This is a genomic window from Bacillus cereus group sp. MYBK95-2 (assembly GCF_051915225.1).
Taxonomy (GTDB): Bacteria; Bacillota; Bacilli; order Bacillales; family Bacillaceae_G; genus Bacillus_A; species Bacillus_A cereus.
This window is the reverse complement of the sequence record NZ_JBQAEH010000004.1, coordinates 523979-540854: the sequence shown is the minus strand read 5'-3', so window position 1 is coordinate 540854 and position 16876 is coordinate 523979. Positions and strand designations below refer to the sequence as shown.

Genomic DNA, 16876 nt, shown 5'->3' with positions numbered 1-16876 from the left:
CAAATTCAAAAACATCTTCCAGCATATATCCCCCTCTTTCTATCCTTCCATTATAACTAGAAAAAGAGAACTTAAAGCTCAAATAAATGATAAAGAAATTAGAAGTCAATAGATGAAAAAGGATTTCTAAATGATGAATTGAATATATATTTATTGTTCTCTAACTTTTGAACGAAAGTTTTTTACATATGTTTCATTCTGTCCTAATTTAAAGTTTTCGAGAGGAGAAATGATATGAACCCTATTTTATTAGATGTTCCGTTACAAATAGAAACAGACAGACTCATTCTTCGAGCACCACTTCAAGCTGGTGAAGGGGATATAGTACAACAAGCTATTAAAGATTCCATTAATGAATTAAAGCAATGGTTGTCTTTATTTCAGTCCATTCCTACTGTTGAAGAAACGGAAATTCTTCTGAGAAATGCACATATAGATTTTTTGAAAAGAGAAAGCTTTCGCTATCTTATCTATCATAAAGAGACGAATGATTTTGTTGGAACAGCTAGCCTTCATCGAATTGATTGGAAGGTTTCTAAATGTGAAATTGGATACTGGATTAACACGCAATTTAGTGGCAGTGGATATATGACAGAAACAGTAAGTGCGTTAACAAACCTTGGATTTCAGTTATTCAAATTTAGAAGGATTGAAATACGATGTGAATGTAATAACACGAAAAGTCGTGCACTCCCTGAAAAACTAGGCTTTGAACTTGAAGGGATATTACGTAATGAAGATTTTTCAGCTGACGGCAAACAACTAACTGATACTTGCATCTATGCAAAAATAAAGTGAAATATTGATTAGCCTTGGTAATCGGGCTTTTACGGCAAAAGAAAAGACCTCCTTAACGATTTTATTCCATCGCTAAAAAGGTCTTTTTCTATTTCGGCTAAAACCTTAGCACTCTTCTGGCGTACCAGCATTCGTCGCTGTACGGAAAGATGATCCACATCCGCATGATGCGATTGCGTTTGGATTGTCGATTGTGAATCCGCCACCAAGCATAGATTGTTTATAATCAATTTTTACTCCTTTAACAATTGGAGCACTTTCTGTATCGATAACAAATTCAACACCGAAAAACTCAAGAACTGTGTCGTCTTCTTTTGGTTCTACTTCAAATCCTAAGCCGTAAGAAAGGCCAGTACATCCGCCGCCATGTACAGCAAGGCGCACGTACTTCTCTCCATCTTCAGCATCTTTTAACATATCTTTAATTTGAAAAGCTGCTTGTTCTGTTACTTCAATCATGAAATACACCATCCTTTCTGTTCTCATTCTATTATACATCTTTACGCTTCTATCTTGTACTCATACACTCCGCGGCAAATTACTTCCGCAGGTCCTTTCATTAACACGTTTCCTTCTTCTGTCCACGCAATCATTAAATCGCCACCAGCTAAATGAACGGTAATTTCTTTACCACGTTCCATCTTCCCATTCAAAATAGCAGCTACAACGGCAGCGCATGCCCCTGTTCCGCAAGCTTGCGTTACACCTGAACCACGTTCCCAAACGCGGAAATTCATTTCTTCATCGTTTAAAATCTCGATAAATTCAACATTCACTCGCTCTGGGAACATTTCATGTGTCTCAAGAACTGGACCAAGTGTTGTAAGAGGTGCCTTCTCTACATCCTCAACAAAAATAACCGCGTGCGGGTTCCCCATTGAAACAGCCGTAAATGCATAACGATGATTATTATATAAGAAGTTTTCACGAATAAATGGTGTTTCACCTTCACCGAGCATCGGTATTTCTGCACGTGTTAGACGCGGTGCTCCCATATCGATTTTCGCTAATGTCACGAAACCATCTTCTACTGTTACTTCAGCCGTTACAATGCCAGCTAACGTTTCAATTGTGAAAACTGTTTCCTCTACTAGTTTATGCTCATACGCATATTTCGCTACGCAGCGCAAACCATTACCACAGCTCTTTCCTTCTGATCCATCATTATTAAACATACGCATTTTCACCGGAGCTATATCAGACGGACAAATTAAAATCATTCCGTCTGCTCCAATACCAGTATTAATATTTGAAACCTTTTCCGCCACAAGAGCTAAATCTTCTTCAGGAATTTGCTCTTCAAACATATTTACATATATATAACTATTGCCAAGACCATGCATTTTTGTAAAAGAAAATTGGCTCATTTGTATTCACTCCAAAAATAATTTGTTATTTTAAGTATAGAATGCATGCTTTTAGAACACAATATGAATGTCCCCCGTTTCTCATATTTGACAACGCTTGGCGATGAGCCACTCTTACACACATTGTGTAAGAAAAAAGCCCTTCTAAAAAGGGCCTTTTTTTATTTATCTATAGTATTAAACTACCCTCCAAAATAACGTTTTATCTAAAATAAAATGAAAAAGGCGTTGCTCATTCGCAACACCTTAAAACATTGGATTTTCATCCAAATACTCATATACATTATTAACAAGCTCTTCTACTGTTGCACCTTGTACAACTTCACCATTTACAAGTGCAAACGGTCCTTCAAAACAAATACCACAATACCCTAGACAACCATACTCCATTACATCTAAATTCGGATCTTTTTCTAATTTTTCTAGAGCTGCTTGTGAACCACTTGCAAGGTTACCTACACAAAATTCAATTAATGGTTTAATCAAAATTCTCCCCCCTGTACTACAAAACAAATTACCTTCTGACTTCATCTATAAGAAGAAAACTAAGCTGTCTCTTGTTGTTTTCGTTATACATCCTAAACTATTTAGTTACTTCACTATTTCACTTCAAAGTAGATGATTTTATTTTATATAACATGCTACTTGCAATGAAATAGTAACTAAAAAGGCAAAACAGTTTACTTTACTTTTCTTCTTATTGTACAACAGAGTATTCATTCATGCATTGTTATTTGTTCACAAATTCGATATAATTTGATTGAGTAAAGTCAAAATATTTTATTAATATAAAATTTTATGATTAGGGGATATTTCAACAGAAAAGGGGTAATCCATCATGAAACACCTCGTAATACTAGGTGGCGGCTACGGTGGAATGAGAATTCTACAAAGGCTACTTCCAAGCAACCAACTTCCAGATGATGTACAAGTGACATTAATCGACAAAGTACCATATCATTGCTTCAAAACTGAATATTATGCATTAGTTGCGGGTACTATTTCAGAAACGCATATTCGTATACCGTTTCCTGAGCACCCACGCCTCAATATTCAATACGGCACAATAACAAATATTGACCTCGAAGAAAAAGCGGTTCATCTCGATGGCGGCGAAGCAATCCAATATGATGATTTAATTATCGGACTTGGCTGTGAAGATAAATATCATAACGTTCCTGGGGCGAAGGAATATACACATAGTCTACAATCAATTGAACAAACACGTAAAACATATGAACAATTAAATAGTCTAGAACCAAATGCAACAGTAGCTGTCGTTGGTGCTGGCTTAAGTGGTGTGGAAGTTGCAAGTGAACTTCGCGAAAGCCGTTCTGATTTAAAAATCTATTTATTTGATCGAAAAGATAGAATTTTATTCCCGTATCCAGAGAAATTAAGTAGATACGTAGAAGAATGGTTCGTAAAACATAAAGTTAATATTATAAGAAACTCTAACATTACAAAAGTGGAACCAAATATTGTGTATAACCACGATGAACCACTTGAATGTGATGCAATCGTCTGGACAGCTGGTATTCAAGCAAATGAAGTTGTTCGAAACCTTCCAGTTGAACAAGATGGTAGCGGACGGGTTGTCTTAACGAAATATCACAATATTCCAAACAACGAGCACGTTTACGTTGTAGGAGATTGCGCAGCACTTCCACATGCACCATCTGCCCAACTTGCTGAAGGTCAAGGAGAACAAATTGTCCAAATATTATTAAAACGTTGGAATAATGAACCACTCCCTGATGAACTACCTGTTATTAAATTAAAAGGTGTTCTAGGATCTCTTGGTAAGAAGCATGGATTCGGTTTACTCGCAAATCAACCGTTAATGGGACGTGTACCAAGATTATTAAAATCCGGCCTTCTTTGGATGTACAAATATCATAAAGGTTAATACTTTACAGGCTGTCTACTATGTAGGCAGCTTCTTTGCATCAGTTTTTAAAAATTATCAGACACATCTTTCTCAATATGTATAATGATTTATTTTTCATTTTTATATTAAAAACTATTGATAAACAGTGTATGCTATTTGTAAGTTGTTTTATTATTTCCTTGAAGACCGAATTCATTCGGTCTTATTTTTTATGTTATAAATACTTTTGTAGGAGGCATTACATTCCACTTATGAACTTATCGAAACTAAACAATCGAATAGAAGCGAAAAAGAAAGAGTTAATCTATCTCGTTGAACGATACGGATTCACTCATGATAAAGTGATTTCTTTCAGCCAAGAATTAGATCGTTTACTTAACTTATTAATAAAACTCAAGACGAAGAAAAAACGTTGTTCGTTATAACCATTTCCCCCTCTTTTTTGATACGATATAACTAGAATCAGAAAGGAGCGATTTATGTTTATATTAAAAGAGGTTATATATAAAGATATACTACACATTCCTTATTTACAGATTCAAAAAGAAAAGATCACTTGCATTATCGGTGAAAGCGGAAGCGGAAAAAGCACATTGCTTCGCATGTTAAACGATTTACAATCTCCAACATCCGGCACAATTGAATATAACGGAAAGTTAATTTCTGATTATCCGCCTATTCAATTACGTCGTGACGTAGTTATGCTTGGGCAAACTCCACCTCTTTTTGATGGAACCGTTAAAGAAAATCTATTAATGGGACTTCGTCTTTCTGAAAAACCATTTCCAAATGATGATGCCCTGCGGAGCGCACTACAAACCGTTAGCTTAGACAAGCAATTAGAAGATAGCGCCTCCTCATTATCCGGCGGTGAAAAACAAAGACTTGCCTTTGCACGTATCGTACTTATGGATCCGCCTGTCTATTTATTAGATGAACCAACTTCAGCATTAGACAGTGATACAGAACGCCGCGTTATGAAACAATTTACTGAACTAGCACGAAAAAAGAAAAAAACAATTATCTTCATCACACACTCACAACAACTTCCAGAAGAAATTGCAGACGACATTATTGAGATTAGTAAAGCAAACGGTGCAACTAGAAAGGAAGTGCTCTCTGTTGAAGGGCGTTATTGAACTCCAAATTTGGCAACTTGCAGCTGCCTATATTTTTATTCTTATTTTAATTGGACTTGTAAAATTAAAAGGAATACCTCGCGAAAAACAAATCGCGCTCGCAACATTCCGTATGACCATTCAGCTCGTACTTGTTGCATATGTCCTTACATACGTATTTGAAAACAGTAATCCATTTTATACAATTGCTCTCATTACTTCTATTACTACCTTTGCAATTTTTAATATTTATAAACGAGTTAACATCCCGATGTCTAAAGAATTAAAACGAGTAGCCGCCCTTTCCATGGTCGCCGGATCAATTGGGCCACTTCTACTATTTATCTTCGTTATTATCGGTCATGACCCTTGGTATGCTCCGCAATATATCGTCCCTATTACAGGAATGTTAGTTGGGAATGCCATGACTGGTGTTTCTCTCGGCGCAAATACGTTCTTAAACAATATGAAGTCGCAAAGAGGTCAAATTGAAGGTGCACTTATGCTCGGAGCAACACCGAAAGAAGCTGCTGCTCCGCTCATTCGAGACGCTTTTGATTCTGCTATTTTACCAACAATTAATTCTATGGTCGGAATGGGGATTATAAGCTTACCAGGCATGATGACTGGTCAAATATTATCCGGTGTATCACCATTCACAGCCATTCAATATCAAATCGCTATCATACTCGGTATTTCAGGAAGTACTGCCTTTGCTGTCATTATCTTTTTACAGCTTGGATATAAAACGTTCTTTAATAAGCGATGTCAGTTGAAAGAAATTGACTATGGTGCACGGTGAATCGTGCGTAGTTCACGATGAATGAAATTATATTAACGATTTTTTCAATATATCTATCATAACTTGCAATATATCAACGATTTTTCAAATATATCTATCATAACTCAGAATATATCAACGATTTTGTACGAAATATCGATTTACCGACAAAAAGTGACATAATAAAAAGAGGAGGCTATTCGCCTCCTCTTTTTATTGTCTTACGCCTTCTTAACGAACTGTGATTTTAACTTCATAGCTCCGAAACCGTCGATTTTGCAATCGATATCATGATCGCCATCAACTAGACGGATACTCTTTACTTTCGTACCGATCTTCACAACTGAAGAAGTTCCTTTTACTTTTAAATCTTTAATAACAGTAACTGCATCGCCGTCTTGAAGAACGTTTCCGTTCGCATCTTTTACAACTTTCGCACCATCATTATTTTCAGCTTCTGCTTCTTGGCCCCACTCATGAGCACATTCTGGACATACGAAAAGAACGCCATCCTCATACGTATATTCTGAATTACATTTTGGACAATTTGGTAAAGTAGCCATAAATTCATTTCCTCCGTTCATTATTTATACGTAAAAATCAAAATTGATGTTTACATCTCGATAAATAAAATTTGTATAGCATTTCTTTATAGTGCCATAGTCTCACGTTATTGACAAGCCTACCTCAAATTCTCATTTTTTATTGTATTTTACAAAATTTCAATTCGTATGCCGTTTTTCTATTTGCTCTTCTACTAATTTTAAAAATCTTCGTTGTGCATTTTTATTTTTTACGAGCAATCGAACTCTTAACTTACTTTGTAAATATGAGCGAACTTTGTAGTTCGTAATAAATAACTTTCAATACTTCTCGTCTTCATATATCATTCGAAACCATTCATACTGCTGCAAGTAAAGTATGTTAGCATCAATCTTTTTCGTGTGTAAACCCGTACTTAAACTAATAGATCCTATTAGAGCTTCTATTAATGCTGAAATCATTTCTCTCCCCCTAATAAATAAAAGAAGAACCTTCACAAGATTCTTCTTTTCAAAATGAACGAGTTCCCTCTAGAAACCCCAATTATTTTCTTCAATATAAATTTGATATTCTTCTACTTCTTCTTCACTTAACTTCTTATTATTTTCATATACCTCTTGCCACTCGAAATAATCTTCATCGAAATAAACAGCAAATTTAATTTTCACGTTTTTCTTCTCTGTATAATCATAACCAGTAAACTCTACTACATCATAATCTTTTTCTTTCTTCACAAACTTCCAGGTTGGATTATCAGTCATAATCTCTAAAGTAACCCCTTCACCAGTTGAACGAACAACGTTTTTAATATTCGGCTCAGTTGGTAAAAGAGAAAGTCCGAGCATAGCTCCGCCAAACACAATCCCGACTATAACTTGTAAACCAATCATACCAGCTACACTAGCGCCACCCTTAGATTGTAAGAAATACGCCTTCTCATGATCAGACGCATCTTCCCCCTTACGAAAAACACGAACAGCATGCTTATAATATAAACGGTTTCCTTGCCATCCAGTAAATATCATCATTCCTAATTGAAGAGCTAAACTAAATGTTACATAAATCCCATCTGGAATATCTATAAAAGGGGGTATAACTATACTAGGTATAGCCAATAACGCAAATATAATAAATAACTTATACATTTTACGATAAGCTAACCAAAAAGTTGGGAAGAAAAAGGCTACCCAATTCCATGTATTTCCTTGCGCAGGATTTTCTACTTTACCCCACTTAAAATCATAATAAGCTGTATTTTTTTGAACAACTTTATGTAATTCTTGCTGAGAAATTGTTTCTTGTAAAACAGTGTCCTTCACGTACATCATCCTTTTCTTATTTCTATATACATTTATTGTATATGGACAAAATGAAGGAATCTAACAAAAAGTACACATATTTCATAAAATTGAACGGAAATCGAATATATTCCGACAATTATCCGTTTCTTATTTCATTTTACTTTTAAATATATTAAAATAATCATGTATCATATATTTAATACACTAAGTTAATTATTTTATATATTCACTAAAAAGGATGCATCAAAATCATTTTTATACATCTTTTTTAGTGAATATATACTACTACTTTAAAACAAACATCTCGACTTAAGAAAACTCACAAATTAGCCTTCTACTATTTCAAACATATTTCCACTTACACAACTAATGAATAGTCCATTATTACCTTCCTCAATTGATACAATAAAATCTATTACAACAACATTTTTAGGAAGTTTAATTATATTTTTTACTTCGCCACATTCAGCATCAAGTATTATCAATTCTAAATTTGAAGTTGCAATGTAAATTTCTCCATCTTTATATAACAGAACCTCTGTAATATCATGTAGAGTAGTATTGTTCCAAAGCACTTTACCTGTTTGAATATTAATACCACAAATTCTGCCTTCTCCTAAGGACAATACCATCATCTCTCCGATAAGAAATGGAGGCAATTCAATTTCAAAAGACATATTTACTTCATATAACTTTTGACCGCTCTTATGATCATAACATTGTATTTGTCTACTTACCCCTTCATATCCATACTCAGTTCTTGTTAATAGTATTTTTGCTTCCTTTGATTCAATGCAAGAGTACCATACCTCATCAAAAGCTTTTTCAAAAATTAAGTTACAGCCTTCTTTTCCATATTCCCACTTTTGTAATACCTCCATTGCTACACATATAAAATGTTCATTAGTTAAAGTAACTGGTTCATTTGGATTACAATCTTCCATCATTTGTTTCCATCGTGTAGAAGCATCTAATAATTGAATGGCAATTGCAACATTACTATATGCATCAACTTCCCCATCTTCATCAAAAGGATTCCCTGCTAATACATAGTAATCTGTGCCAAGATGGCACTGCAATTTTTCTCCTCCGACTCGAACATTCTTTTCCCATACTTTTACTCCACTTTCAAGCTCTAATAAAACATTGTAGCCTTCTTGTGTAATAACTAGTAAACGTGGTAACTCTTCTCCCGTAGTTTTTACATCTTGTATAATATGCCCTTCTATTTCTAAATCCCATAGAAGCTCCCCACAACTTGATGAAATAGCGTACAATTTCGCCATACTTTCTCCAAATCTATTTGCATGCCAAATAATTACGACACCATTCACAGTAATGCAATTACAATCTTCTACTATTGGAATACGGCACTGCCAAATCTCTTCTTTCGTTTCACTATCGAGTTTACGAATTCTGTGGTTATTTTCCTCTACATAAAAGATACTCTTCTTATCATGAGATAGTACTGGAGTAAATATCGGTTCAACCTCTCTCCCTTTTAAATACTTCCATTTTAATTCATACTTGTCACTTGTAGAATGATAAGTTCGATACATAATTTCGTCATTTCCATTTACAAGTTTAGGAACAAATGGATCAATTTCTAACATTCTATGGTAAGCATCTTTGATTCGAAAAGAATCAAATCCACTCATGTAAATCTGCCCTATCTCCTTTTTAAGAAACGAAAAAAGTACTCGTAAAAATTGCTCGCTATCAACACTAGCTAATTTCTTGCCTCTCTGATTAATAATGAGAAATTCCCCATCTTTCTTCTTAAATTCCATCTTTTTTTCATATTCATTTAAGAAAATTGTAGCGTCATCATATTTAAAAACCTCGATACAAGCATCAAACAGCTGACAAATCGGTCCTATTATGTCTGTTTTTTCTTGAAACACAATTCTCTCATCTATACTAAGTACTATTTCTCCAGCATTTTCTGTCGGCAGTTTATTTAGTTCGATTTGAAACTTTTTCATTATTTTCTCCCTCTTAATCACGTTGGAATACTATGTTTCTTTCCCCCACATTCCCCTTCACTTTCTCAATAATATCTTCTATACGTTCCGCTATACATTCCAGCTCCCATTCTCCCTCACCGTGCATAGCTGTATAAACTGGACAATTCTCATCATTACTATCTACAAAAATCGGGTCTCCAAGATATGAATCTATCCCTATTACAATCCATCCTTCTTTCCAATCTCCTTCTTCATTCCCGACTAAGCTTTGTCCTTCTTCATCAAAACTATAACCAAGTTGCCCTTCTTCTATTTCTTCACTATTAAACAATTCTATCGTCATAGGTTCAGATTCATACTCTAGCTCAATTTCATTATCCTCAGCACGATCTACATGTGCTAAAAGTTGTTTAATTTTATTATGGTTAATCATGATATCTTCTCCATTCTATCTTTTAAAAATCTAATTTTATTCATAATGAGCTGCCGCAAGTAACATTTGAGCAATAAACTTCCATGAAATATTTTCTGGAAACTTCTCTCCTTGATTTATATAAACCGATTCACAAGAACCTAACCAACTATTTAATGCCTCTAAATAAGTCTCTACCTCTACATTCTCCCATTCATCTTTATTCACTTTAAAATCCTTTTGGAGGTATACAAGAAATTTTAATAAATCTTCTTTAGAATTTACGTGATCGAGGTATTCATACACATCCATACTCCGTCCCTCCCTCTATTGCGTGTTATCTAAACTAACTATAATATATGACATAAGATTCTTAAAACTATTATTTGAGGTGACCGAATATGAAGAGTACAATTTGGGCAGACGATGACTATTTAAAACTAGCACCCATTAACGATGAACTAATCAAAAAAGCAGAAGAAGTACTGAACGTAAAGCTTCCAGAATCATATATAACTCTTCTAAAAGAACAAAATGGGGGAACTCTTCGTCTCGATGTTCACCCTACTTCAAAGCCAAATTCTTGGGCAGACGATCACGTTAATGTATCTGGTTTATATGGTATTTCTTTTAATGAAAATGAATCTAGTATTTTAGAGAGCCGCTATTTAATTCGAGAATGGGAAATGCCTGAGAATATCGTACTTTTATCTGGTGATGGACATACATGGATTGCATTAGACTATCGAAATGTAGCTGAAAATCCTCCAGTTATATTTATCGATAATGAGTTTGAGGAAATTATTGAATTAGCACCTAACTTTGAAAGTTTCTTACAAAACTTAACTACTTATGAATATGACGAAGAATAAGCCTGGCTCTAAAAAGGAGCAAGATTTTATTACAAATTTACACGCCACTTTAAAACCACTCGGCTTTAAGAAAAAAAGACATACATTTTTCAAAGCTGAAAACGGATTTTATAAGCTCATTAACATACAAAAAAGCCAGTTTGGAGATGATTTTTATATAAATATAGGAGTTCACCCTATCGGTCTCCCGCAGCTTATTACGAACCAATTACAAATAAAAGAAAACATTTCAATATTCGCTTGCATTCTACAAACAAGAATAGAGCCTATACATATCAAACAGAACCAGCTATTGCACAATGTTTCACATGAAACTATCAACATTCCGAATTACCTTTCTACTATTTTCGACTGGTTTCAAACGTGGGCATCTTATGAAAATTTAGTGGAAATAAATATACATTCCATTACTCCGGTACTAGCTGTCGTTCCAATATTAGAAGAAAAAGCGTTTCTACTTCTTACCTGTTTTTCTTTCTACAAATTAAAACAGTACGAACAAGCTAATCGCTACTTACAGCAATATTTACATTGCACCGTGCATCTGAATACCGAGGAAAAAGAGCCCATATTCTTTCACGAAGTTGATATGTATATGAAAAAACTAGTAGAAAGTACAATGTAATTTCACATTGTACTTTCTACTAGTGCTTTATATTCCTCTTGTAACTTTTTAAATCGGAAACATGTTATCCCCCTACAACTCCCAAGTAATATTCATTTCTTCAAATGAATCCTTACTAACTTCCAATCCTTCGCTATCTTCCGTTCCAATCATTGCTACTTCTTCTTTAGACAACTTAATTTCCTCATTTGGACTTTGGATTTTTTTCTTATACACGAGTTGTAAAAGCTCTATTTGTTCCTCTGTCAGTTCATACTCTTCTTCCAGTCTTTCCATTGCTGATTCTGTATCAAGTAATGGAATTTCTAATAAGAATCCGCCGTGCTCTTCCATCTCTTCAAATGAATCAATTGAATACGCACCGCTATCCTCAATCCAAAATGCAGTTGTAATAAAAGGAACTGTTTCACCTTCTACTTCTTCTAATACATATTGAAGTGCTTCTTCTTTCGCAATATCTATTACTTCCGAAGGTGCCCCTTCAAAATAATTTTTCGCATCAATCCACTCATCAATTCTCTCACTATTCACATCTTGAAGACATACAATCGTGTAATTCGGATGAAACGTAATTGTCCCTTGTCCGCCTTGGCTATCTTGCATACTATAGTTAAATCCATCCCATGAACTTTCATGTGAGAAATCTGGACAATGCGCTACATTAATTGCATGGGCAATCGACTTTAAAACGCATCCTTTCCATAATTGTTCTCTATCTATATGTAATTTATATTTACTCATCATCTTCCCCCATGCGCATATTTTTTTCTATTATCTTTCCTCTACACAATACTTGTAAATACTTTTCTATCTACTACAAAATAAAAAAGACAATACACCCCACTGTATTGTCCATTTTCTTCCCTACCATTTCTCTCTACACGTCTCAATTAAATGCAGTAAGTACCTCTTCGTCATATCTGCCCTTCTCCACCTTGAGAGCATTCTCTTTTCTTTTGGATTGTGCCGTATTCTCGCTACTTCTTTTAATAAGAGCTCCCATTCTTCCGTTGAACGTTCTGACAAGTATTGCAATCCTCTATCTTTTGAAACGATTGTTTTATAATCTAGTGTATATAAAATGCGTCCCATCGTAACGACAGCTGATTCTACCCACTCTTCTATAAAAAATAAATATGGCTTCTTCGCCTTTTCACTCCAGTACTGTTCTACGTTGTATTTCATCGTATTTACTACATCATTCCATTGTATTTGCAGCGGAAGATCTTCTGCTTCTTTTCCTGTAACTGTAATGCCTTGATTTTTCAACGTCCACCATGTGACCGCATTAATGTCCCAATGACCAACATTAGCTTTACCATCTGCACAATACACGTACTCGTTCATTTCATCATTGTATTTCCCTAAGTCAGCAAGCGGAATATACATACCGTCCATTCTTTTACCTAGCGTATTGTCACTAAGTTTCTTATGTAGTTCCACAAGCTGCTGTTTTTCAGCTTCATTCACGGAATCATTTATCACTGTAACAAAATCAACATCGCTCGTTTCCTTATGAAATGCACCTAGTGCGATGGATCCGTAAATATATACCCCGACTATTTTTTCATCCAAAAAAATTTCTTTTAATTCTACTGTGTACCGCTCCATTAACTGTTGTACTTCCGTTGGTAACGCATGCTTCACTCCATTTTTCATATCTATCCCTCCAATAAAAAAGCCTTTGCAAATTTGCAAAGACTTCTTGTTTTATAAATATTTCTCGATTTCTTCATAAACATCCTTCAAACGAGGATTTCCTTCTCCAACAATTTCTCCATTTACAAGAACGACCGGATAAAATAAATCTTCTTCCACTACGCGCTCAGCGAATGCTTTTTTATCCGCATCTTCTTGTTCTTCTTGGAAATCAATATACTCGAAATTAAATTTATTTTCTTGTCCTTCATATTTACGACCAATTGCCGCTTGTAACCATTCAAACGTTTCTGTTGAAGATGGCATTCCGACGCAGCTCGCACAAATTACTTTCGTCCCATACACTTGCACATTAACCATTTCTTCTCCCCCACTTCTTGTCCCAACAGTATATTCAGATGTCTTATTACATAAGCACATCATTTTACAAACTTATTCCATACCCCTATACTGAAAAAACACGATACAATATTTCGACAATAAAACAAGAAGAGAAAAAATAGATTTTCCCCTCTATCTTGATTATAATAAAACTGATGAAAGGAGTCGATAAAAATGGAAAACCCACATATGCAAGAACAAGTATTAGAAGTATTAGATAAATTACGTCCATTCTTACTTCGCGATGGCGGAGACGTTGAATTAGTAGACATTGAAGAAGGTATCGTAAAACTACGCCTTATGGGTGCATGCGGAAGCTGCCCAAGTTCTACAATCACACTAAAAGCTGGTATCGAGCGCGCGTTACTTGAAGAAGTACCAGGCGTTATCGAAGTAGAACAAGTATTTTAATTAAAAGCGGAAGCGGCTCGTTCAGAACAGGAGGTCATTGGAGCTCCTGACGAAGAGGCGCTTTTTGCCTCACAGGAAGGCGCGAAATGGCCGACTGTTCTAGCCGCTGGAGCTAGATATTAATCTAAAAGCAGAAGCGGCTCGTTCAAAGTCACTTGCTAAAAGGAGACCAAATTTGGTCTCCTTTTTTTATTCAAATCACATTTATCCGTTAACATCATAAAACAAAATTGGAAATCCCTCTCAAAAAATGCGATAATTAATACTATATAGTGAATCGTTCACACATATACAGTAAAAAAACATAGGGGGACGACAGATGCCAAAAATGGGGAACACTTTTGTAACAATTCAAGAACTAGAAAAGAAAAAAGAGTATTTATTAGGCCTTTCATCCGTTATACCAACATGGAATACAAGCTATCAATTTTTATTTAAAGAAATCCAGCAAGAATTATTGGGTAAAGTAAATGAAAAGCTCGAAAGGCATCAATTCGTTTTAAATATATGTACAGATCAACAGGTAGGGGCATAATGTATTACATAAAATTGTGGTATATAAAAAAGAGACCTCACTCGGTCTCTTTTTTATATTTTTAAGATAACCAATCTAATTTTCTAATCCCAAGCTTATCTACTGGTAAACGAAGTGAGCCATAAAAGTGCTTCATAAATTGCTCTGAGCGGTTTACATCGTGTAAAATGGCTTCTAAGCGATCTCTATATATGCTTTTTTGTTCTTCGTTTCCAGTTTGATAATATCGTTCGACCGTTTCAAAATAGTGAAGCGGGAACAGGAGCCTTGCAAATAATAAACGCCAACCAAATGAGGACAGCGAGTAATTCCGTTCATAATCTGTAACAAATTGAACGATTGTTTGATCCCAGTCTTTCTTTTTTTCAATCATCATATAGCGAATCCATTCTGCTATATCTCGAGTTGGGTGATCATACACCCAATCAAAAGGAAGTTTGAGACGCTTCGTTTGATGCCATAATAAAGGTGTGAATCGTTCTTGGCAAATTGTCGCTGCATCCGTTAGTTGCGGCGTATCATCCATTTCTGTATCAACAACATATTGAATGGCATTTTCTGCAACTCCTAAGTAATACGGGAAGGATTCAATAAACAATTGATCGAATACGTCTGTAGGGTGGTTCATCACTTGTGATTGCCAAAACTTTTCTAACTGATCGAGTCTCTTTTCCCATAACGCTTTCCATTCACCAATGCGGCTTAATTGCTCGATTTCTTCTGGAAAGAATGCACCTCGTTTATGGAATATAGAAAGTTCACTTCCTAATGACGTAGCATGTCGTTCTAACGCTCGCATACCTTTTAATAAGCAGTAATTTTGTTCTTCTATCTCACTTACATAGTAGCCGTGTATAGTTGGAACGAAAGTCGCTACAGTTATATCCCCTTGCTGGTTCATATAGTCACTGAGCTTTTTCATCTCTACAAGTACTTCTTCCTCCATTTCTCCAATTGGAACAAGTACATAAATTTTGTTGCGAATCCAAAAGCTTTTATAGGGGCCAAGGGGGATTAATTCTTTAACATGCATGTGATAATGCTCATAAATATGCTGAATCATCGCAGTCGCCACCTATGGTTTTTCTTTATATATATGAGCTTGTGCTCGCCTTTCATTCCTATGCACATGATAAAGCAACGAAACGTATACAAATACTAAAAAGAAAAAAAGGTGATAAACATGAAAGAATCAAATCAACTACAAGAAAGAGCATTACAACTATTACAAGAACGTGGTGTAACAATTGACGATATTGCTGAACTTGTTCATTTTCTTCAAAAAAAATATCATCCAAATTTAGAGATGTCAGAATGCCGTTACAATGTAGAACGTGTACTATCAAAACGTGAAGTACAAAACGCACTGATTACTGGTATCGAGCTTGATGTCCTTGCTGAAAAGGGAATGCTAAGTGAACCGTTACAAGATATTGTAAAACGTGATGAAGGCTTATACGGAATTGATGAAGTTATCGCACTTTCTATCGTAAACGTGTACGGCTCTATCGGTTTCACGAACTTTGGATATATTGATAAATTAAAACCTGGTATTTTAGAATACTTAAATGATAAATCAACTGGAAAGGTGCATACATTCCTTGATGATATCGTTGGCGGAATCGCTGCCGCAGCTTCAAGCCGTTTAGCGCACCGAGCTGAGCACTCAGAATAATAATGTTTTCTAGGCCGTCAGTTTCATACTGACGGCCTTTCGTATTCCATAAGCATAAATTCTCTTCCGCGACTCAAAAAAATAGTCCCTTGTTTAAATCCGATATTTTTATATAACGTAATCGCTCTTGTATTAAATGTTGCTACGCTTAATCGAAACATTTTTGCATTAAACTCTTTCGTGGCAAACGCTATTCCAGCTTGGAAGAATTCTTTCCCTATTCCCTTCCCAGTTAACGCCGGCTTCATGCCAAGTCCGATATCAATCACATCTTCTCCACCATATAAATTAGCATCTCTTCCACCTGGCACTTGTGCATTTGCTCCAAAACAAAAATAGCCGATGAACTCTCCTTGATCGTCACAACAGCCATAATACGTTCCATCTAATAGCTCTTCTATTACTTCTTTCTCGCCTGAAAAACTATATAAACTATAAGGTTCCTCGTACGTCCACGTATTTATCTCCATCGCTTCTTCTTTTGTTAACACATGTATATCCAACCTTCTCACTCCTTATCAAATTTCTATATATTTACTC

General features: G+C 35.2%; 23 protein-coding genes and 1 pseudogene. 10 read left to right on the top strand and 14 right to left on the bottom strand.

The window, feature by feature from the left end; genetic code table 11:
• Positions 1 to 234 precede the first annotated feature (234 nt).
• A complete protein-coding gene (locus ACTFN4_RS17335) occupies positions 235 to 798 on the top strand; it encodes a GNAT family N-acetyltransferase (RefSeq protein WP_001068190.1) in 564 nt (187 codons plus the stop codon).
• Positions 799 to 903: 105 nt separating this feature from the next.
• Here the strand turns inward: ACTFN4_RS17335 and ACTFN4_RS17330 are convergent, their stop codons facing one another.
• The 3 genes from ACTFN4_RS17330 to ACTFN4_RS17320 all read right to left on the bottom strand — a co-directional run bounded on the left by ACTFN4_RS17330 (position 904) and on the right by ACTFN4_RS17320 (position 2651).
• Positions 904 to 1257, bottom strand: coding sequence for a HesB/IscA family protein (locus tag ACTFN4_RS17330; protein WP_053563443.1), 354 nt, complete (start codon positions 1255 to 1257; stop codon positions 904 to 906).
• Positions 1258 to 1298: 41 nt separating this feature from the next.
• Positions 1299 to 2165, bottom strand: a complete 867-nt coding sequence (gene dapF, locus ACTFN4_RS17325; protein ID WP_439962567.1) for a diaminopimelate epimerase — start codon at positions 2163 to 2165, stop codon at positions 1299 to 1301.
• Between the two features lie 246 nt (positions 2166 to 2411).
• The gene (locus tag ACTFN4_RS17320; RefSeq protein WP_000595026.1) at positions 2412 to 2651 is read right to left on the bottom strand and encodes a YuzB family protein; all 240 of its coding nucleotides are present in this window, start codon (positions 2649 to 2651) and stop codon (positions 2412 to 2414) included.
• 352 nt (positions 2652 to 3003) lie between these two features.
• Here ACTFN4_RS17320 and ACTFN4_RS17315 point away from each other — a divergent pair, with 352 nt between their 5' ends.
• The 4 genes from ACTFN4_RS17315 to ACTFN4_RS17300 all read left to right on the top strand — a co-directional run bounded on the left by ACTFN4_RS17315 (position 3004) and on the right by ACTFN4_RS17300 (position 5976).
• Entirely contained in the window at positions 3004 to 4074 is a 1071-nt protein-coding gene (locus ACTFN4_RS17315) for an NAD(P)/FAD-dependent oxidoreductase (protein ID WP_000682065.1), read from the top strand.
• Positions 4075 to 4307: 233 nt separating this feature from the next.
• Positions 4308 to 4481, top strand: a complete 174-nt coding sequence (locus tag ACTFN4_RS17310; RefSeq protein WP_001054089.1) for an aspartyl-phosphate phosphatase Spo0E family protein — start codon at positions 4308 to 4310, stop codon at positions 4479 to 4481.
• A 54-nt stretch (positions 4482 to 4535) separates the two neighbouring features.
• Complete coding sequence (locus ACTFN4_RS17305) at positions 4536 to 5195, top strand: ABC transporter ATP-binding protein (RefSeq protein WP_063246395.1); 660 nt, start codon at positions 4536 to 4538, stop codon at positions 5193 to 5195.
• Complete coding sequence (locus ACTFN4_RS17300) at positions 5179 to 5976, top strand: ABC transporter permease (protein WP_000679254.1); 798 nt, start codon at positions 5179 to 5181, stop codon at positions 5974 to 5976. Before ACTFN4_RS17305 ends, ACTFN4_RS17300 begins: the two co-directional genes overlap by 17 nt.
• Before the next feature lie 200 nt (positions 5977 to 6176).
• Here ACTFN4_RS17300 and phnA read toward each other — a convergent pair whose 3' ends face one another.
• The 6 genes and pseudogenes from phnA to ACTFN4_RS17270 form a co-directional block, all read right to left on the bottom strand.
• Positions 6177 to 6518: an alkylphosphonate utilization operon protein PhnA gene (gene phnA, locus ACTFN4_RS17295; protein WP_000212737.1), complete on the bottom strand. Its 342-nt coding sequence runs from the start codon at positions 6516 to 6518 to the stop codon at positions 6177 to 6179.
• Between the two features lie 159 nt (positions 6519 to 6677).
• A pseudogene (locus ACTFN4_RS17290) lies at positions 6678 to 6959 on the bottom strand (hypothetical protein).
• A 69-nt stretch (positions 6960 to 7028) separates the two neighbouring features.
• Positions 7029 to 7826, bottom strand: coding sequence for a DUF2628 domain-containing protein (locus ACTFN4_RS17285; RefSeq protein WP_142238944.1), 798 nt, complete (start codon positions 7824 to 7826; stop codon positions 7029 to 7031).
• A gap of 299 nt (positions 7827 to 8125) precedes the next feature.
• Positions 8126 to 9784 (bottom strand): outer membrane protein assembly factor BamB family protein, encoded by a 1659-nt coding sequence (locus ACTFN4_RS17280; protein ID WP_048538398.1) that lies wholly within the window; start codon positions 9782 to 9784, stop codon positions 8126 to 8128.
• Positions 9785 to 9797: 13 nt separating this feature from the next.
• Positions 9798 to 10199, bottom strand: coding sequence for a hypothetical protein (locus ACTFN4_RS17275; protein ID WP_078187100.1), 402 nt, complete (start codon positions 10197 to 10199; stop codon positions 9798 to 9800).
• A gap of 36 nt (positions 10200 to 10235) precedes the next feature.
• Complete coding sequence (locus ACTFN4_RS17270; protein WP_000383680.1) at positions 10236 to 10490, bottom strand: DUF7660 family protein; 255 nt, start codon at positions 10488 to 10490, stop codon at positions 10236 to 10238.
• Positions 10491 to 10579: 89 nt separating this feature from the next.
• Between ACTFN4_RS17270 and ACTFN4_RS17265 the strand changes: the two genes are divergently transcribed.
• Complete coding sequence (locus tag ACTFN4_RS17265; RefSeq protein ID WP_002025033.1) at positions 10580 to 11050, top strand: SMI1/KNR4 family protein; 471 nt, start codon at positions 10580 to 10582, stop codon at positions 11048 to 11050.
• Positions 11037 to 11675 carry a DUF4304 domain-containing protein gene (locus ACTFN4_RS17260; protein WP_006918875.1) on the top strand — a complete coding sequence of 213 codons (639 nt, stop codon included), beginning with the start codon at positions 11037 to 11039 and terminating at the stop codon, positions 11673 to 11675. The genes ACTFN4_RS17265 and ACTFN4_RS17260 overlap by 14 nt, the downstream gene beginning before the upstream one ends.
• A gap of 72 nt (positions 11676 to 11747) precedes the next feature.
• Here the strand turns inward: ACTFN4_RS17260 and ACTFN4_RS17255 are convergent, their stop codons facing one another.
• The 3 genes from ACTFN4_RS17255 to ACTFN4_RS17245 form a co-directional block, all read right to left on the bottom strand.
• The gene (locus tag ACTFN4_RS17255; RefSeq protein ID WP_071740908.1) at positions 11748 to 12416 is read right to left on the bottom strand and encodes a hypothetical protein; all 669 of its coding nucleotides are present in this window, start codon (positions 12414 to 12416) and stop codon (positions 11748 to 11750) included.
• A gap of 123 nt (positions 12417 to 12539) precedes the next feature.
• Complete coding sequence (locus ACTFN4_RS17250; protein WP_439962566.1) at positions 12540 to 13334, bottom strand: nucleotidyltransferase domain-containing protein; 795 nt, start codon at positions 13332 to 13334, stop codon at positions 12540 to 12542.
• Positions 13335 to 13385: 51 nt separating this feature from the next.
• Complete coding sequence (locus ACTFN4_RS17245; RefSeq protein WP_000248588.1) at positions 13386 to 13694, bottom strand: YuzD family protein; 309 nt, start codon at positions 13692 to 13694, stop codon at positions 13386 to 13388.
• Positions 13695 to 13889: 195 nt separating this feature from the next.
• Here ACTFN4_RS17245 and ACTFN4_RS17240 point away from each other — a divergent pair, with 195 nt between their 5' ends.
• A complete protein-coding gene (locus ACTFN4_RS17240; protein WP_000431159.1) occupies positions 13890 to 14126 on the top strand; it encodes a NifU family protein in 237 nt (78 codons plus the stop codon).
• A 319-nt stretch (positions 14127 to 14445) separates the two neighbouring features.
• Positions 14446 to 14661 carry a hypothetical protein gene (locus ACTFN4_RS17235; protein WP_001125507.1) on the top strand — a complete coding sequence of 72 codons (216 nt, stop codon included), beginning with the start codon at positions 14446 to 14448 and terminating at the stop codon, positions 14659 to 14661.
• 61 nt (positions 14662 to 14722) lie between these two features.
• On the opposite strand, the gene yutH is transcribed toward ACTFN4_RS17235, so the two are convergent.
• Positions 14723 to 15724 carry a spore coat putative kinase YutH gene (gene yutH, locus ACTFN4_RS17230; protein ID WP_000614215.1) on the bottom strand — a complete coding sequence of 334 codons (1002 nt, stop codon included), beginning with the start codon at positions 15722 to 15724 and terminating at the stop codon, positions 14723 to 14725.
• A gap of 120 nt (positions 15725 to 15844) precedes the next feature.
• On the opposite strand from yutH, the gene ACTFN4_RS17225 reads away from it, so the two are divergent.
• Entirely contained in the window at positions 15845 to 16336 is a 492-nt protein-coding gene (locus ACTFN4_RS17225; protein WP_000665103.1) for a phosphatidylglycerophosphatase A family protein, read from the top strand.
• A gap of 23 nt (positions 16337 to 16359) precedes the next feature.
• On the opposite strand, the gene ACTFN4_RS17220 is transcribed toward ACTFN4_RS17225, so the two are convergent.
• The gene (locus tag ACTFN4_RS17220) at positions 16360 to 16839 is read right to left on the bottom strand and encodes a GNAT family N-acetyltransferase (protein WP_439962565.1); all 480 of its coding nucleotides are present in this window, start codon (positions 16837 to 16839) and stop codon (positions 16360 to 16362) included.
• Between the last annotated feature and the right edge of the window lie 37 nt (positions 16840 to 16876).

Coding starts and splice junctions, on each gene's coding strand:
- ACTFN4_RS17335 (WP_001068190.1), top strand. CDS start 235: ATGAACCCTATTTTATTAGATGTTCCGTTACAAATAGAAACAGACAGA.
- ACTFN4_RS17330 (WP_053563443.1), bottom strand. CDS start 1,257: ATGATTGAAGTAACAGAACAAGCAGCTTTTCAAATTAAAGATATGTTA.
- dapF (WP_439962567.1), bottom strand. CDS start 2,165: ATGAGCCAATTTTCTTTTACAAAAATGCATGGTCTTGGCAATAGTTAT.
- ACTFN4_RS17315 (WP_000682065.1), top strand. CDS start 3,004: ATGAAACACCTCGTAATACTAGGTGGCGGCTACGGTGGAATGAGAATT.
- ACTFN4_RS17310 (WP_001054089.1), top strand. CDS start 4,308: ATGAACTTATCGAAACTAAACAATCGAATAGAAGCGAAAAAGAAAGAG.
- ACTFN4_RS17305 (WP_063246395.1), top strand. CDS start 4,536: ATGTTTATATTAAAAGAGGTTATATATAAAGATATACTACACATTCCT.
- phnA (WP_000212737.1), bottom strand. CDS start 6,518: ATGGCTACTTTACCAAATTGTCCAAAATGTAATTCAGAATATACGTAT.
- ACTFN4_RS17285 (WP_142238944.1), bottom strand. CDS start 7,826: ATGATGTACGTGAAGGACACTGTTTTACAAGAAACAATTTCTCAGCAA.
- ACTFN4_RS17280 (WP_048538398.1), bottom strand. CDS start 9,784: ATGAAAAAGTTTCAAATCGAACTAAATAAACTGCCGACAGAAAATGCT.
- ACTFN4_RS17275 (WP_078187100.1), bottom strand. CDS start 10,199: ATGATTAACCATAATAAAATTAAACAACTTTTAGCACATGTAGATCGT.
- ACTFN4_RS17270 (WP_000383680.1), bottom strand. CDS start 10,490: ATGGATGTGTATGAATACCTCGATCACGTAAATTCTAAAGAAGATTTA.
- ACTFN4_RS17265 (WP_002025033.1), top strand. CDS start 10,580: ATGAAGAGTACAATTTGGGCAGACGATGACTATTTAAAACTAGCACCC.
- ACTFN4_RS17260 (WP_006918875.1), top strand. CDS start 11,037: ATGACGAAGAATAAGCCTGGCTCTAAAAAGGAGCAAGATTTTATTACA.
- ACTFN4_RS17255 (WP_071740908.1), bottom strand. CDS start 12,416: ATGAGTAAATATAAATTACATATAGATAGAGAACAATTATGGAAAGGA.
- ACTFN4_RS17250 (WP_439962566.1), bottom strand. CDS start 13,334: ATGAAAAATGGAGTGAAGCATGCGTTACCAACGGAAGTACAACAGTTA.
- ACTFN4_RS17245 (WP_000248588.1), bottom strand. CDS start 13,694: ATGGTTAATGTGCAAGTGTATGGGACGAAAGTAATTTGTGCGAGCTGC.
- ACTFN4_RS17240 (WP_000431159.1), top strand. CDS start 13,890: ATGGAAAACCCACATATGCAAGAACAAGTATTAGAAGTATTAGATAAA.
- ACTFN4_RS17235 (WP_001125507.1), top strand. CDS start 14,446: ATGCCAAAAATGGGGAACACTTTTGTAACAATTCAAGAACTAGAAAAG.
- yutH (WP_000614215.1), bottom strand. CDS start 15,724: ATGATTCAGCATATTTATGAGCATTATCACATGCATGTTAAAGAATTA.
- ACTFN4_RS17225 (WP_000665103.1), top strand. CDS start 15,845: ATGAAAGAATCAAATCAACTACAAGAAAGAGCATTACAACTATTACAA.